The sequence below is a fragment of the Nocardia sp. X0981 genome, assembly GCF_977089955.1.
In genome coordinates this window covers 4,442,952-4,458,496 of the sequence record NZ_OZ372435.1, presented here as the reverse complement: position 1 = coordinate 4,458,496, position 15,545 = coordinate 4,442,952, and the positions used below count along the sequence as shown (strand labels likewise).

The window sequence follows — 15,545 nt, the reverse complement described above, 5'->3', positions numbered from 1 at the left end:
GGACTATGCGAGGATGAGCGCTTCCCCCGACGACGTTCCACCCGGCACACAGACACTGGCGCGCGGCCTCGCCGTGATCCGCGCGGTCGCCGACGGCGCGCAGGGATTACGTGAGATCGTCGAACGCACCGGTCTGGGTCGCAGCAGCACTCACCGCCTCGCGCAACTACTGGCGGCCCAGGGGTTCCTACGGCACGACAATCGGGGTTACACCCTCGGGCCGGCACTGATCGAGCTCGGCTTCAAGGCATTGCACGGTAATCCCCTGCCACTGGTGGCCCGTCCGGTGCTGGAGGAGTTGTCGGCCACCGTGCTGGATACGGTGCATCTGGCCGTCGAAGACGGCGGATCGGTGCTCTACCTCGATAAACTGCCCGGCTCCCGCGGGGCGGAGATGCGGTCCCGCATCGGCTACCGCATGCCGCTGAGCCGAGCCGGCGTCGGCAAGGCGCTCCTGCTGGACGCCGCCGATCGGTGGGCCGACCAGTACGCCGCCGACGAGGCCCGGCTCCCGGTCGCCGGCCGACGCGGCGATCCCGGCGGTTTCGTCGAACGAATGCACGAGTACGCCCGAGCGGGCGCGGCCATGGATCTGGAGGACAACGAGCCGGGCATCCGGTGTGTCGCCGCCCCGATCCGGGACGCCTCCCGCACCATCGTGGGGGCGATCAGCGTTTCGGCAACCACGCCGTATATGCCGGACGAAAGGATGCGCGGTCTGATACCCGTCGTGCGCCGGGCCGCCGGAAAGATCTCGGCTTCACTCGGTTACCTGGCGAACTGACCCACGACTGCCGGGAAATCGCCGAGCCCACCCGGGCCGAGTCGCATCCGGCGCACTTCCCGAGGCGACCCCGGAACCCCGCATATCGCGGAGCGCCCCGAACGGTGCGGGACTGTCGGGCCGAATCGATAGGCTGCTCGGCATGGTCAGACCTGATCCGGCACTGCGGCGCCTGATGCGCGAGATGGGAAAGTTGCTTCATCCCTACGGTTTTCACGGTTCCGAACCCCGCTGGGTGCGACTGGAACCGGGTGGGGTCGCAGCGGTCGGACGCACCCGTGTCTCCCGTATATGGACCGACGGGCAGCAGGTTCTCCGATTCGGTCTGCACCTGAGTGCCACACCGATCTCCTGGTGGGAGTTCGACAACTGGCGTAACGCCCGGCTGGGGCTGCCCACCGTCCCGTTGGAAGAAGCCACCGGCCCCGATCTGGTCGACCCCCACGGTCTCACCGACGCACACACCGCGGCGTGGCACCTGCGGGTGGACCCGGACCTGCCGGGCGGACACGCCCGGCAGGACGATATCGACACCATTCGCACCGAACTGCCGCGGCGCGTGCACGCGTACGCGCGGCGAGCGATACAACTGGCAGACCCCGACAGATACCTCGAGGAGCTACTCGCACAACCCGATCCGAGGCTCGGTACGTGGGAGGCGATCGTCGTCCTGCTCGCCGGCCACGGGCCCGGGCCGCGACTCGATCATGCGATCCGGCAACTCCAGGAGTGCGTCGCGGAACGCGAAATCCCGGACTACACAAGAGATATCATCGAATACGCGCGGACCCGACCGGTTCCGGTGTAACCGGGGGCACGGATTCCGGGTCTCTCGACCTTGTGGCGCCGCCGCCCCGGCGATCAGGCCGGGTGGCCCGGTTTCAGCTCGGCCACATCGTGGTAGCGCAGTGCCGCCGCACCGGGCCGTGGCGCCTCGCCGTCCTCGGGAGCCAGCAGGAGACCCACATGATCACCGAAATCGTGCCGGGCGAGGATGCGGCCGCAGAACCATCCGGCGGCCCCGCGCAGCACCGGCACACCGTGCGGTCCGGTACGCCAGGAGCAGCGGGCGAACTTGTCGATCTCGTCACCGGTCTCACTGCCGAACAAGGTCGCCAGCTCCGTTTCGGCGGGGCCGACGAGGTGTACGGCGAGGAAATCCGCGCGATCCACGAGACGGTAGGTGTGGTTGGCCTTGGAAATGCAGACCAGGAACCGGGCAGGGTCGATGCCGGTCTGCGAGGCGAACCCGACCAGGCATCCGGCCCGCTGGTCACCGGCGGCGAGGGTGACCAGATAGATCGGTGCGTCGGCGGCGGCCACCACGGCGTCGAAGGCGGGAATCGGTTCGGGCATCCGATCTGTATAACAGCCCCGCCGCGATGGGCGATCCGGCGGCCGCCGGGCGCACCGGATCTCCCTGCCCCGGAAACGGCCGTGGCGGTGTGGCGGGCACGAACCCGCCACACCGCCACGGCCGAGAAGCCGGAACTAGAAATAGTGCCGGCGCCCGGCCACGGGGCGGCCCACCGCGCCGGCGATGGCCAGCACCGCGCCGATGACGAGCAGGATGATGCCGATCGTGGTGAGCAGTCCGATCCCGAGCAGGTAGCCGAGGACGAGCAGGATGAGTCCGAGAACAATCATGACCAGTTCCTTCTGTGTCGATATTCGGGAGAAAAAGGGAGCTGTGGCCTATTTCGCCGTCGCGGCACCCTTACCGGGCCTGCGCAGGAAACGGTTCGCCGACCACACCGGTTCGCGCCGGTCGGCAACCGCGACGGCGGGCTTACCCGACGCGGATTCCACAGCGGAATCCTTCTGCGCCGCAGCCACTTCCCGCCGCGAGCGGCGGAGTTCACGCCGGGTGGCCACACCCTTGCGGGTGCTGCGCCAGGCGCCGGCGACGACCAGACCCACCCCTAGTCCACCGACCAGGCCGACGGCGATACCGAGGAGGAACAGCTCGCCGGTGGTACCGGAGAAGGAGTAGTCGAAAACCGAGAATTCACTGGTCAGCTTGTTTGCCTCACTGGTATTCGCGGCGACGCCGGCGACGCCGGCCGCGATCGCCGCTATGGCGAGGGCAAGCCCGAGAACGATGAACATAACAATTCCCGTGGGTCTAGGGGACACTGTGTGTGGGGGCTATTCCCGGACGAAGGAATGTCAAACGGAGCGGAGTCGATTTCCTGCGGGCCTCTTCGGGAACCGCTGCGCGGCAGCTGATCCCGGGACCGTCCGCCGAGGCCGGCTCCGGCACCACGCGCGGCCGATTCGGTCTGGTGGGTGTGGGACCCAGCGGCTAATATTCCGCTGGGCAGTAGCCAGAAGGAGGAGTAGGTACCGACGTGGGAATCTTCGGCCGTAGGTCACGGGGACAGTGGCGAACCCGGGCCGCGCAACAGGCCGAAAACATCGCCGCAGTTCGGGGGTCGGCCGGTAGCTCGGACGAGTAGCCACGCCCAGCGGGTCGCCTGGCGGAAGCCCACCGGGACACCGGTGCCGCGGACTCCCCGATACGTGTCGCTCATCCTTCTCCACGGGGCACACCCCCGTACGGCCGGCGCGATGCCGTAGCCCGGTAGGGCCCGGCCTCTCGCCGGATACCGTCGCAGACCTCGGCGACCGGCAGGTCGCAATGCACACCGGTGCCGGAACTTCGGTTCCTCGGGAGGGTTTACCGCACCGGTCGATCGACGATCCCGCAGTCCACGGAACGAGTCCACGACTCGGGCGTCTGCCATAGCCGCTGTAGGCAGCATCCGAACAATCGTAGGTCGTATCGGCCTCCGCGCAGCGCCGAGCGCTCGCGGGCGCCGGTCTCCTCACCGGCCGCATCCCGGCGATCGCCGGTACCGCACTGTCCGAACCTTTCACCCTCACCCCTCTCTATGAAGGAGTTGTCATGTCCACAATCATGTCCGGATCCCGGTCGCGCGGGCCGGCGGTAGTGCTCGCCGTACTGAGCTGTCTCGTACTGCTGCTCTCGGGATGTACCGGAGGTTCGTCCTCGAGCTCCTCGGATTCGGCCGCGGCCGCGTCTACGGTGCCCGGCCAGAACGGAGCCGACGACGGCGGCGATGTCGACTTCGACGCCGAGATCGGCGATTGCGTGACTCTGTCGGGAACGATGATGGACGCCGAGATCGACCACGCGACATGCGGGGCGGAACCGGCCAACTACAAGGTGGTGGCCAAGGCGCCCACGCAGGACGGTTGCGCCTCCGATGTCGATCAGACCTATTACGTCACCCTGGGCGGTGTGGAGCAAGGCGCGCTGTGCCTCGATATCGATTGGGTCGAGGGGCAGTGCATGACGATCCCGTCCGGTAGCGACAGTCCCACTCACAGCCCCTGCACCCCGGGTAAGGCCGATACCGTCCGTGTGGTGAAGATCCTGGCGGGCACCACCGACGAAGCCGGCTGCCCGGCCGAGGCCACCAGCTACTACACCTACGAGGAACGTCGGCTCATCACCTGCGTCGCCGAGGTCTAGTATCCGTGGCCCACGGCGTGCGTGGCCGGCGCGGCCACGCACGCCGTGGGATCGGTGTCGCGGTCCGGCCACGAATACCCGCCCGGCGCCTGGCCTTCCACCGCCCATCCCGGCCTGAGCCCGTCCCGGGTGATCCCGCGCCTCGGCCACTGCGACAGGGGTACACTGGCAGCCGCTGCTCGACTGCCTGTTCTTCGAATGGAAGCGGGGGATCCGGCACTATCCAGGGGCCTCTTCATGGAAACTCGAACGAACGAGATCGCCGACGGAATCTACCGGTTCTCCACTTTCGTGCCCGAGGTGGGACCCACCGGATTCACCTTCAATCAGTTCCTCATCGATGCCGAGGAGCCGCTGCTGTTCCATACCGGAATGCGGGCACTGTTCCCCTCGGTGTCCGCCGCGATCGCACGCATCCGGCCGGTCGAACAACTGCGATGGATCACCTTCGGCCATGTGGAGGCCGACGAACTGGGGGCGATGAACCTGTTCCTGGCCGCGGCCCCGCGAGCAGAGGTGGCCCACGGCGTCCTGGGCTGCGTGGTCTCCCTCGACGATATGGCCGACCGCTTACCGCGACGGCTGGCCGACAACGAGGTGCTCGATCTCGGCGATCACCGGGTGCAACATCTGGACACCCCGCACGCCCCGCACAACTGGGAATCGCGTGTGCTCTACGACCAGAGCACCGGGGTACTGTTCTGCGGCGACCTGATGACCCAGCTCGGCGACGGGCCGGCCCTGACCGGTTCCGATCCGGTGGGACCGGCGACCCGCGCCGAGGACGTGTTCCATGCGAGTTCCCTCGGCCCGGCCCTGCCCGCCGCGCTGTATCGACTCGCGGAGTTGCGTCCCACCACACTGGCGATCATGCACGGCCCCAGCTACACCGGCGACGGAGCGACGGCCCTGCGCGATCTGGCGGCGGTCTACGAGGAGCGGATACGAGTCTGACCGCTACCGCGCGGCCTGCTCCGCGGCGAGAACGGCGCCTCCGCCGCCACCCGTACTGTTTCCAACGGGCGACCTGTCCGCTTCCGGACCAGGCGAACGAGGAGGAACCGTGAACGCACGTACCCCGCAGGAACGTATTCGGAGCCGCTGGGAAGAACTCACCGAGGCCGATCCGGCGCATTCGCAATGGTATGTCCAACGATTTCGCACCATGGCCGCGGAGGGCCAGGACATCTTCGGCGAGGCACGACTCGTCGACGCGATGATCGGCCGGGGTGGCCGGGTCCTGGACGCGGGCTGCGGACCGGGCAGGCTGAGCGGTTTCCTGCACAACGCGGGCCACACCGTGGTCGGGATCGATGTCGACCCGGTGCTGATCGCCGCCGCGGAGACCGACTATCCGGGGCCGACCTGGCTCGTCGGCGATCTGGCCGAATTGGATCTACCGAGCCGCGGTATCGCCGCCGGTTTCGATGTCATCGTCTGTGCCGGGAATGTGATGACCTTCCTGGCGCCGGCCACCCGGGGCGCGGTGCTCGCGGGATTCGCCCGTCACCTCGCGCCCGACGGCCGGGTGGTCATCGGTTTCGGTGCCGGACGCGGCTACGAGTTCGCGCAGTTCCGCGCCGATGCCGCCGAGCAGGGGCTCGCCGAGGACCTGCTCCTGTCGACGTGGGATCTGCGTCCCTTCACCGACACTTCCGAATTCCTGGTGGCGGTGTTCTCCCTCGCCCGGCCCACGCCCGGAGCACCCGGGTGATCCCGTACCCTCCGGTCGTGGATCTCGGAGACCGCAGGTAGTTCCGCCGTTCCCGGCCGGGCTCCCGGGAACGGCGGAGAGCCGGTTACGATCCTCAGCGGGATCGACGGCGATACGGTCCACCGGGCCGGAACACGCTACTGCCGCGCCGAGGCCAGCACGGCGGTTCCACTTCCTCAGCCGTGCTCCTCCCGCGCGGTGGCGACCCCCGCGAGTGCGTCGATCAACTGATGTACCCCGGGTTCCTCGATCGGGTAGTGACCCGCGTGGTCCAGTACGACCGAACATTTCGGCGCCGCGATCCGGTCGAAGAACGGCCGGCTCAGCGGAAGCGGTGTCCAACGGTCGGCACCGGGGTGGACGAGCAGGACAGGACACGGGGTGAACCGCTCCGGCCGGGAGGGCGACGCGGCCCTCACTGTTACGGCACCTACCGGCGCGAGTCCAGATAGCCGATGAGTTCGTCGGCCGCCGCGCGCCCGGCCCGGTTGGCGCCGACGGTGCTGGCCGACGGCCCGTAACCGATCAAATGAACGCGCGGATCCACCGCGACCTGCGTAGCCAGCCGACCGGTCATGGTGATCCCGCCACCGGGACCACGCAAGCGCAACGGCGCCAGATGGTCCAGCGCACTGCGGAACCCGGTGGCCCACAGGATCACCTGCGCGGGCTGGAAACTGCCGTCGGCCCAGCGCACGCCGTCGGGCTCGATATGGTCGAACATCGGCCGCCGGTGCAGCACGCCGCGCTCGCGGGCCGCCCGGAGCCGATCGTCCAGCGGAAGGCCGGTCACCGAGACCACCGAGCCCGGCGGGCGCCCCCGGCGGACCCGGTCCTCGACCAGAGCCACGGCCCGCCGGCCCGCGTCCTGATCGAACTCGCTCTCCCGGAACACAGGTTCCGAGCGGGTGACCCAGGTCGTACCGGTCACCCGCGAGATCTCGTCGAGCAACTGGACCGCCGAGATCCCGCCGCCGACCACCACCACATGCTCCCCCGCGAAATCCTCCGGACGGCGATAGTCGCGGGTGTGCAGCTGCCGGCCGGAGAAGGTTTCGGCGCCGCGGTAGTACGGAACGAAGGGATGCTCCCAGGTACCGGTACCGTTGATCAGGCCGCGCACCCGAAGGGTTCCCGCGGTATCGGTTTCGGCGTGCAACAGGCCGGACCGGTCACACACCACCCGCACCGTCACCGGCCGGCGCACCCGCAGCTCGAAGCGCTCCTCGTAACGCCGGTAGTAGTACGGCACGGCGGTCGCGGCCGGGACATCGGCGCTACCGGTTCCGGCCGGCGCCACCGGCAGGTTCTCGGCGAACGGCATACCGGGCAGATCGTGGACGCGGTTGACCGTGCTCAATGTCAACGACGGCCAGCGGAACTGCCAGGCGCCACCCGGGCCGGGGGCATGGTCGACGATGAGGAAATCGCGTCCGGGAACGAGCCCGCGCCGCCGCAGGTGGTAGCCGGCCGATAATCCGGACTGCCCGGCCCCGATGACCAGGATCCGGAAATCCGGCCCTACCGGCTGCGCTGCCTCGGACGCCGTCACGAACGGAAATGCTAGTGCCTCGTCCGGGAAGGTTGCTTCGGCGCCCGGGCACGACCTCTGGTCATCGCCGGCCGACGCGGAGGAGCCGATCTGCTGGCGGCCGATATCGGGTCGGCTCTCGGCTTCGAGGTGCCTATCGACGAAACGATCTCCCGGCATCTCCGCGGCCGGTCCCGACCCGCGGGCCCATTCGGTCGAGTTGCTCGTTCGCTCCGCGTCGACTGTGATCGGAGAACGTGACCGGAGACAGTACCGCTTCCGATTCGCCCGCCACGGGCGCCCTTCCGAACGCGCTCGCCCGCCGGACGCTCCTACGGGCCGGTGCCGTGGCCGGCGCCGTGGGTGCCCTGAGCACGGCGGTCACCGCCGCGCACGCCGCAGGGCCGGTATTCGCGCACGGAGTCGCCTCGGGTGATCCGCTGCCCGACGGCGTAATCCTCTGGACCCGGGTGACGGTGGCGCCCGAGGCGGTGCCCGGATCCGGGATCGGCAGACCTACTCCGGTGCGATGGGAGGTGGCGGAGGACGAACGCTTCACCACCCCGGTGGCCGCCGGGACCGTGACGGCGAGCACGGAAACCGACCATACGGTGAAGGTCGATGTCCGGGGCCTCGCCCCGGCCCACGACTACTACTACCGGTTCTCCGCACCGGGTGCGATATCGCGCGTCGGGCGCACACGCACCGCGCCGGCGGAATCGGCACTCCCCACGCGACTGCGCTTCGGGGTGGTCTCGTGTTCGAATTGGCAGGCCGGGTATTTCGCCGCCTACCGCCACCTCGCCGACCGGGACGATCTGGACGCCGTTGTCCATCTCGGCGATTACCTCTACGAATACCCGGCGGCATCATCGGGCGGCCGGGCCGCGGCGGTCCGGCCCCACGAGCCGGCACACGAGATCGTCTCGCTCGCCGACTACCGTATCCGGCACGCCCAGTACAAGACCGACCCCGATCTCGTCTCCCTGCACGCCCGGTTGCCGTTCATCTGCACCTGGGACGATCACGAGTCGGCCGGTAACGCCTGGTCCGGCGGGGCGGAGAACCATGATCCGGCCGTGGAGGGCGCCTGGTCCGACCGGCGCGCGGCCTCGGCGCGCGCCTACCTGGAATGGATGCCGGTGCGCGCGGCAACCGCCGACGGCACGGTGCGGATCTACCGCCGGCTGCGGTTCGGCGCGCTCGCCGAACTCTGCATGCTGGACCTGCGTACCTACCGCGATGCCCAGCCCCGGCTGGGGTCCCGGGACGCCGACGATCCGGCACGCACCGTTACCGGGGCCCGGCAGCTGGACTGGCTGATGAACGGATTGCTCTCCGGCCCGGCGCGGTGGCGGCTGGTCGGCAATTCGGTGATGATCGCCCCGCTGCTGTTCCCGCCGCTGGATCCGGCCACGACCGCGGCGGTCACCGAGGTGCTCGGTATTCCGCGCGACGGGGTCGCGGTGAACACCGATCAGTGGGACGGGTACACCGCCGACCGCGGGCGGCTGCTGCGGGTGCTGGCCGAGCGCGGGATCGGCGATACCGTCTTCCTGACCGGAGATCTCCACAGCTCGTGGGCGGCGGATATCCCGCTCGAGGCAGCGGCATATCCGGGCGGCCCCACCGTCGGCGCCGAGTTCGTGGTGCCGTCGGTGACTTCCGCCGGTATCGGTGATCGGCTGCCGGGACCGCCGCGCGGCGCGGCGGCCGGACTCGAGGATTCGATCCGTGCGCTCAACCACCACATCCGGTACGTGGAACTCGATTCGCACGGCTACGGCGTGCTCGATATCGGGGCCGAGAGCGTGCGAATGGACTGGTATTACGTCGCGGATGTGCGCGATCCACACACCGGTGTGCGCTCGGGGCCGGGCTGGGTACTGCCCTACGGTGGCCGCCTCCGGCCCGCTGTGGGCTGAGCCATCGGAACCGAGCCGAGAACACACCCCCTTGATATGCAAGTAACTACTTGCATATAGTGGCGGGGTGAACACCGACCCGGGACTCGTCTTCCGAGCCTTGGCCGATCCCACCCGCCGGGCGATCCTCGACGAACTGTCCGACCGCGACGGCCAGACACTGTTCGAGCTGTGTGGCCGGCTCACCATGAAGCATGGTTTGTCCTCCACCCGGCAGGCCATCTCACAGCATCTCGATCTGCTGTCCCGCGCCGGTCTGGTCCGTACGCGTAAACAGGGCCGGCACAAATTTCATCACCTGGACCGCGCTCCCCTGCGCGGCCTCATCGACCGCTGGCTGGAGGAATGATGTTGCGGATCAACGTGACGAGCGTATATGTCGACGACCAGGACAAGGCCCTGCGCTTCTACACCGAGATACTCGGTTTCCAGAAGAAAACCGAGATACCACTCGGCGACGCCGCATGGCTGACCGTCGTCTCCCCGGCGGCGCCCGACGGGGTGGAACTGCTGCTGGAGCCGACCGGACACCCGGCAGCCGCGACATACAAGGCGGCACTGGTGGCGGACGGCATACCGTTCACCTCGTTCGCCGTCGACGATCTGCAGGCCGAATACGAACGCCTGCGCGAACTCGGGGTCACGTTCACCCAGGAGCCGGTGGATTACGGCACCGTCGTCACCGCCGTTTTCGACGACACCTGCGGCAATCTCATCCAGATCGCCCAGGAGACCGGAACCGCCGGCTGACTCGCCGATGCGGGCGGCCCAGCGGTGGGTCGCCCGCATCGAACAGGCCACCACCGGATACCCCGTGCTCGCCCGACACCTGCAGGACCATCCACGCCGGCGCAACACCAACGCCCGCCACCCCGGCATCCTGGCAGCGCAACGCCGGGGCCGGGGCCGGGCACGAATCCACACGACCGCCGCCCGACCGGCAAAAATCCGTGGTCGACGCACTTATCTGCGGATACCGTGATCGGGTGTGTAGTGACGATCTGTCGGAACTCTGGCGACGACGGTGGCCCCGGTGTCCCCCTTGGCCGACGAGCTGAAGCATGCCTATCGGGATCGATGGGTACGGTTCCATAGTCTGCCCCGGTCGAAGCGCTACCCAGAAACTGCTGACGAGTACGGCATCGTGCTCGACCGGTACAACACGGTCCTGGACGAGTTGTTCACCGGGCAAGAGATCTACCTCATCACCTGCGACTGGTCCAACCGTGCCGAGCCGGGCGCGCGACCCGACGACCACGCGCAGTGGCATCCCGGTGCCCGCCACTGGACCTCGGTCTGTGCTGATCCGAGCGAGACCGACGCCGAGTTCATCTCCTACACCCATCTGTTCGTCAGCCGGATCCCCTGGCAGCACGGCGCTGTGGACGACCTTCTGCGCGCCGTCGCCGATAACGCCACCGCTGGGGCCATGATCGCCGATCTGTCCCTGGAGCGGATTCACCATCCCTACGACGGCGGCACGGATGTTCTGCTGCCCACCACCGCCGAACGTGACACGCTCATGCACCGGCACGCGGGCTGGCTTTCCCAGCACCCCGAAGGTTTCTGAGCTCGTCTCGATGACGGCTGTTCTCACCCCGGCTCATCCACCGGCCGACCGGCCGCGCCGAGCATGTCCGGCAGCCGTTCTCGAGCGGTATCCGGACGGGCGGAGCAGTCGGGCACGAAGATCTCCGACAGCGATGTCTCCGGCGTCCCGGCGACCCGATGCAGCGGCGAGCGCACTGCACGCTCCGGGTTCACGAGACCGTCGAACTCTGCCGTACCCAGCATGCGGCCGAGCCGGGCGGACAACACCAACGATCGATCCCGCGTCGATCTGATCACGAAGTCGTCCTCGGACATCCCTCGAGGCCATTTCCGGACAACACAACGAACGGTCGCGGCAACGCACCAGCGATTGTTTTCGGGAACCATCGGTGGCCCCAAGGGATACAGACGCACCATAGTTCGGATCACCCCCGTATTAATCATTTCCCGGCACGCGCGACATTGTTTCAATGCGAGAATGCTCCGATCTCGTTCTCGCGTCGCGCGGTTCCGCGCCACTTCTGTCGCGATAATTCTCGTCGCGGCTGTCGGTATCACCCTGAGCGGATGCGCGACCGGCGACGAGCCCGGTGCCGCGCCCACCGATACACCCCTGCCCACCGAAATCCCGCCCGGTACCACACTCGTCATCGCCGATCAGCAGGAACGTTTCCAGACCGCGCTGCGCGCTTCCGGGGAGCTCGACAAACTGCCGTTCGAGGTGGAGTTCGCCAATTTCATCGGCGGACCGGAAATCCTGGAAGCTTTCCGCGCCGGGGCCGCCGATGTGGCACCGGCGGGCGATGTACCCCCGATCCACGCCCTGGCCGCCCGGCAGGACGTACCGATCATCGCGGCCTACCAGACCGACCCGCTGGGCATCAAACTCGCTGTCGCCCCGGGCGTCACCGCCACCACACTGGCGGATCTGAAGGGCAAGAAGATCGCCTACGCCGAGGGCACCGCACAGCAGGCAGCGATACTGCGCGCGCTGGACCGGGCGGGACTCACCACCGCCGATGTCGAATTGGTGCGGTTGCAACTGGCCGAGTTCAACGATGCGGTACGCACCGGCCAGGTCGATATAGCGCCGCTGAACGAACCCCGCCTCACGCGATTCCTGCGGACGCCGGGAGCCGGCGTCATCCCGGATTCGGAAGCCCGCGATATCTACTACGGCCTGGGCTATCTCTACGCCCGGCGTGCGGCGACACAGGATCCGGCCAAGGGGGCCGCGCTGCGCGCACTGGTCGCCGCTTTCGTGCGCTCGTTCCACTGGACCAACACCCATCGCGACGAATGGGCCCGCATCTATTACATCGAGAATCAGAAACTCGGTGCCGACGACGCCGGCCGGATCGTCGATTCGCTCGGCGAATTCAATTTCCCGCATCTCGATCAGAAGTTGATCGACCGGCAGCAGGAAACCATCGATGTGATCGACGCGGCCGGCCAGCTGCCGCGCAGAGTCGAGGCCGCCGACGGATTCGATCTGCGCTTCGACGAGGTGATCACGCAGACCGTCACCGCGGTCGGCGCTCGATTCGACCGGGAGGAACAGCGATGACGCCCGTCGAGATATCCGCGCAGGCCCGGGCAGGCACCGGGGCCGTCGCTCCCCCACGCCCGGCTCGCCGCACCGGCGACAGCACCCGCCTCGGCCCCGGCCGGCCGATACCGTTCGGCTTCGCCCTCGGCCCCACCCTGCTGCTTGTCGCCTGGATCGCCGGTTCGGTGACCGGCGTCCTGGATCCCGAGACGCTGCCCGCGCCCTGGGAAGTGGCGCGTACCGCGGGTGAGCTGGCCGCCGACGGCACCCTCGGATCCAATCTGCTCACCTCGCTGCGACGTGCCGCGCTCGGCCTCGTGCTGGGCGTATCCATCGGCGTGGTCCTCGCGCTGATCTCCGGCCTCAGCCGGATCGGTGAGGCCGTCGTCGACGGGCCGGTGCAGATCAAACGGTCCATTCCCACCTTGGCCCTCATCCCGTTGTTCATCGTGTGGTTCGGTATCGGCGAGGAGATGAAACTCATCGTCATCACCGCCAGTGTGCTGGTCCCCGTCTACATCAACACCCACGCGCACCTACGCGGCGTCGACGCCCGGTATGTGGAGCTGGCCCGGACCGTGGGCCTGTCCCGCTGGGGTTTCGTCCGCCGGGTCGCACTCCCCGGTTCGCTACCGGGTTTCTTCACCGGCCTACGCCTGGCGGTCACCATTTCCTGGCTGGCTCTGGTCGTGGTGGAACAGGTCAATGCCACCAGCGGAATCGGCTACCTGATGACCCAGGCCCGCACCTACGGCCAGATCGACGTGATCGTGGTGGGCCTGGTGATCTACGGCCTGCTGGGGCTCTTCGGCGATCTCGCCGTCCGCGCCGTGGAAAGGAGGGCGCTGGCATGGCGGCAGACACTGGCGGACTGACCGTACGGATCCGGGACCTGAACCGGGGCTTCGGCGAACGCACCGTATTGCGCGGCGTGGACCTCGATATCGCGCGCGGTGAATTCGTCGCACTGCTCGGCCGCAGCGGATCGGGGAAGAGCACTCTGCTGCGCGCCCTGGGCGAACTGGACCAGGATGTGGCGGGTAGCGGCGAACTGAGCGTGCCGCGGGAACGGTCGGTGGTCTTCCAGGACTCCCGGCTGCTGCCGTGGCTCGCGGTGCTCGACAATGTGACGCTGGGGCTCACCGGGTCCGGCGCGGCCCGCCGCGGCCGTGACGCACTGGCCGAGGTTGGTCTGGCGGGACGCGAAAAATCTTGGCCCCGTGAACTTTCCGGTGGCGAACAGCAGCGGGTCGCGCTGGCTCGGTCGCTGGTGCGGGAACCGGAACTACTGCTCGCCGACGAACCGTTCGGCGCGCTCGACGCGCTCACCCGGATCCGGATGCACCGGCTGCTCCAGGAGCTGTGCGCCCGGCACCGGCCCGCGGTCCTGCTGGTCACCCACGATGTGGACGAGGCCGTGCTACTCGCCGACCGCGTGCTCGTACTCGACGAAGGCCGTATCTCGGTCGATATGCCGATCGAGCAGACCCGGCCGCGCCGGCACGGCGACCCCACAACCCTCCACCATCGCGAACAACTGCTGGCCGCGCTCGGCGTGGCCGGTGACCCCATCGACCCCGAGGACGATTCCCGATGACCGAACCGCGCCGGCTCAGCCTCAATGCGTTCATCTACCCGGCAGGCCATCACGAAGCGGCGTGGCGGCACCCGGCCAGCCGCCCCGACCGCATCTACGACGTCACCTATTACCAGGAAATCGCCCGTACCGCGGAAGCCGCGACATTCGACGCGGTCTTCTTCGCCGACGGGCCGGCATTACGGACGAATGTCGCCTACAACGCCGCCCCCGGCCTCGAACCGATCACCCTGCTCACCGCCATCGCCGCGGCCACCACGCGTCTGGGGCTGATCGCGACGGCCTCCACCACCTACTACGAGCCCTACAACCTCGCCCGGCTCTTTTCCTCGCTGGACCATATCTCCGGCGGACGGGCCGGCTGGAACATCGTCACCACCGGTACCGATCTCGCGGCCGCCAATTTCGGGCTCGACCGTCATCCCGACCATGCCGAACGCTACGCCCGCGCCCGCGAATTCGTCGACGCGGTCACCGCGCTGTGGGACAGCTGGGAAGACGATGCCATCGTGCTGGACCGCGCGGCGGGCCGGTACGCGGACCCGGACAAGATCCACCCCATCCATTTCTCGGGTGCGCATCTGCGAGTGCGCGGTCCGTTCAACGCGGCCCGCACACCGCAGGGCTATCCCGTGCTCGTCCAGGCGGGCGCCTCCAACGACGGACGCGCGTTCGCCGGACGCTACGCCGAGGCCATCTTCACCGCGCATCAGCGCCTGAGCGACGCCCAGACCTTCTACGCCGATATCAAACGGCGCGCCCAGGAATTCGGCCGCGAGCCCGGACATGTGAAGATCCTGCCCGGTATCAGCCCCTTCATCGCGAGCACCGAGGCGGAGGCGAAGAAACTGGAGCGCGAATTCAACGAACTCACCGTGCCCGAATACGGTATCGCGCAACTGGCATCACTGGCGGGCGAATCGCTGCGCCACCTGCGCCTCGACGAACCGGTCCCGGTCGAATTGTTCGCCGACGCGGGCGATGTCACCGATAACGCCGCCAGCCGGCGCCAGGTGGTTGCCGGAATCGTACGGCGTGAGCGGCCCACCCTGCGTACCCTGCTGCACCGGCTCGCGGGAGCACGCGGGCATCGGGTGTTCGCCGGTGCACCGGAGCAGGTGGCCGACACCATCGAGGAATGGTTCCGTTCCGGGGCCGCCGACGGTTTCAACGTAATGCCGCCCTACTACCCCGGCGGACTGACGACCTTCACCGAGACCGTGGTGCCGATCCTGCGGCAACGCGGCCTGTTCCGCACCGAGTACACCGGGACGACCCTGCGCGACCATTTCGGGCTGCCCAAACCCGCGAGCCGGTTCACTCGTGAACCGGTGGCCGGTTAGATCGGCGCGAACGGCAGCAACCCGGTGAGCTCGCCTCGGCGGTGGGGCGGGT

General features: G+C 68.3%; 19 protein-coding genes. 13 read left to right on the top strand and 6 right to left on the bottom strand.

The features are described 5' to 3' along the window. The first annotated feature begins 13 nt into the window (after positions 1–13). Positions 14–784: an IclR family transcriptional regulator gene (locus ACYR7D_RS19555; RefSeq protein ID WP_459545973.1), complete on the top strand. Its 771-nt coding sequence runs from the start codon at positions 14–16 to the stop codon at positions 782–784. A 142-nt stretch (positions 785–926) separates the two neighbouring features. Continuing rightward, complete coding sequence (locus tag ACYR7D_RS19550) at positions 927–1,592, top strand: hypothetical protein (protein ID WP_459545972.1); 666 nt, start codon at positions 927–929, stop codon at positions 1,590–1,592. Positions 1,593–1,645: 53 nt separating this feature from the next. On the opposite strand, the gene ACYR7D_RS19545 is transcribed toward ACYR7D_RS19550, so the two are convergent. From ACYR7D_RS19545 to ACYR7D_RS19535, 3 genes are all read right to left on the bottom strand, one after another. Then, positions 1,646–2,140 carry a flavin reductase family protein gene (locus ACYR7D_RS19545; RefSeq protein WP_459545971.1) on the bottom strand — a complete coding sequence of 165 codons (495 nt, stop codon included), beginning with the start codon at positions 2,138–2,140 and terminating at the stop codon, positions 1,646–1,648. 135 nt (positions 2,141–2,275) lie between these two features. Further along, on the bottom strand, positions 2,276–2,431 hold the full coding sequence (locus tag ACYR7D_RS19540) for a DUF6131 family protein (RefSeq protein ID WP_459545970.1): 156 nt from the start codon (positions 2,429–2,431) through the stop codon (positions 2,276–2,278). A gap of 48 nt (positions 2,432–2,479) precedes the next feature. Continuing rightward, complete coding sequence (locus tag ACYR7D_RS19535) at positions 2,480–2,893, bottom strand: hypothetical protein (protein WP_459545969.1); 414 nt, start codon at positions 2,891–2,893, stop codon at positions 2,480–2,482. 799 nt (positions 2,894–3,692) lie between these two features. Here ACYR7D_RS19535 and lppU point away from each other — a divergent pair. The 3 genes from lppU (at position 3,693) to ACYR7D_RS19520 (ending at position 5,997) form a co-directional block, all read left to right on the top strand. Then, positions 3,693–4,283: an LppU family putative lipoprotein gene (gene lppU, locus ACYR7D_RS19530; protein WP_459545968.1), complete on the top strand. Its 591-nt coding sequence runs from the start codon at positions 3,693–3,695 to the stop codon at positions 4,281–4,283. Between the two features lie 237 nt (positions 4,284–4,520). Beyond that, on the top strand, positions 4,521–5,237 hold the full coding sequence (locus ACYR7D_RS19525) for an oxygen-binding di-iron domain-containing protein (RefSeq protein ID WP_459545967.1): 717 nt from the start codon (positions 4,521–4,523) through the stop codon (positions 5,235–5,237). Positions 5,238–5,346: 109 nt separating this feature from the next. Beyond that, positions 5,347–5,997, top strand: coding sequence for a class I SAM-dependent methyltransferase (locus ACYR7D_RS19520; RefSeq protein ID WP_459545966.1), 651 nt, complete (start codon positions 5,347–5,349; stop codon positions 5,995–5,997). 176 nt (positions 5,998–6,173) lie between these two features. On the opposite strand, the gene ACYR7D_RS19515 is transcribed toward ACYR7D_RS19520, so the two are convergent. Both ACYR7D_RS19515 and ACYR7D_RS19510 read right to left on the bottom strand, forming a co-directional pair. After that, positions 6,174–6,416 carry a hypothetical protein gene (locus ACYR7D_RS19515; protein ID WP_459545965.1) on the bottom strand — a complete coding sequence of 81 codons (243 nt, stop codon included), beginning with the start codon at positions 6,414–6,416 and terminating at the stop codon, positions 6,174–6,176. Between the two features lie 11 nt (positions 6,417–6,427). Further along, the gene (locus ACYR7D_RS19510; protein ID WP_459545964.1) at positions 6,428–7,549 is read right to left on the bottom strand and encodes an NAD(P)-binding domain-containing protein; all 1,122 of its coding nucleotides are present in this window, start codon (positions 7,547–7,549) and stop codon (positions 6,428–6,430) included. Positions 7,550–7,785: 236 nt separating this feature from the next. Between ACYR7D_RS19510 and ACYR7D_RS19505 the strand changes: the two genes are divergently transcribed. From ACYR7D_RS19505 to ACYR7D_RS19490, 4 genes are all read left to right on the top strand, one after another. Further along, positions 7,786–9,453, top strand: coding sequence for an alkaline phosphatase D family protein (locus ACYR7D_RS19505; protein WP_459545963.1), 1,668 nt, complete (start codon positions 7,786–7,788; stop codon positions 9,451–9,453). A 67-nt stretch (positions 9,454–9,520) separates the two neighbouring features. After that, positions 9,521–9,802 carry an ArsR/SmtB family transcription factor gene (locus ACYR7D_RS19500; RefSeq protein ID WP_459545962.1) on the top strand — a complete coding sequence of 94 codons (282 nt, stop codon included), beginning with the start codon at positions 9,521–9,523 and terminating at the stop codon, positions 9,800–9,802. Between the two features lie 2 nt (positions 9,803–9,804). Further along, positions 9,805–10,203 (top strand): VOC family protein, encoded by a 399-nt coding sequence (locus ACYR7D_RS19495; protein ID WP_459550217.1) that lies wholly within the window; start codon positions 9,805–9,807, stop codon positions 10,201–10,203. Between the two features lie 283 nt (positions 10,204–10,486). Then, positions 10,487–11,023 (top strand): DUF3885 domain-containing protein, encoded by a 537-nt coding sequence (locus tag ACYR7D_RS19490; protein WP_459545961.1) that lies wholly within the window; start codon positions 10,487–10,489, stop codon positions 11,021–11,023. A 23-nt stretch (positions 11,024–11,046) separates the two neighbouring features. Here ACYR7D_RS19490 and ACYR7D_RS19485 read toward each other — a convergent pair whose 3' ends face one another. After that, entirely contained in the window at positions 11,047–11,319 is a 273-nt protein-coding gene (locus ACYR7D_RS19485) for a hypothetical protein (RefSeq protein ID WP_459545960.1), read from the bottom strand. A gap of 163 nt (positions 11,320–11,482) precedes the next feature. Between ACYR7D_RS19485 and ACYR7D_RS19480 the strand changes: the two genes are divergently transcribed. The 4 genes from ACYR7D_RS19480 to ACYR7D_RS19465 are packed head-to-tail and all read left to right on the top strand — an operon-like array spanning position 11,483 to position 15,493. Then, complete coding sequence (locus ACYR7D_RS19480; RefSeq protein WP_459545959.1) at positions 11,483–12,571, top strand: ABC transporter substrate-binding protein; 1,089 nt, start codon at positions 11,483–11,485, stop codon at positions 12,569–12,571. Further along, the gene (locus tag ACYR7D_RS19475) at positions 12,568–13,428 is read left to right on the top strand and encodes an ABC transporter permease (protein ID WP_459545958.1); all 861 of its coding nucleotides are present in this window, start codon (positions 12,568–12,570) and stop codon (positions 13,426–13,428) included. The genes ACYR7D_RS19480 and ACYR7D_RS19475 overlap by 4 nt, the downstream gene beginning before the upstream one ends. After that, positions 13,404–14,150, top strand: coding sequence for an ABC transporter ATP-binding protein (locus tag ACYR7D_RS19470; RefSeq protein WP_459545957.1), 747 nt, complete (start codon positions 13,404–13,406; stop codon positions 14,148–14,150). Before ACYR7D_RS19475 ends, ACYR7D_RS19470 begins: the two co-directional genes overlap by 25 nt. Continuing rightward, a complete protein-coding gene (locus tag ACYR7D_RS19465) occupies positions 14,147–15,493 on the top strand; it encodes an LLM class flavin-dependent oxidoreductase (RefSeq protein ID WP_459545956.1) in 1,347 nt (448 codons plus the stop codon). The genes ACYR7D_RS19470 and ACYR7D_RS19465 overlap by 4 nt, the downstream gene beginning before the upstream one ends. Positions 15,494–15,545: the final 52 nt, after the last annotated feature.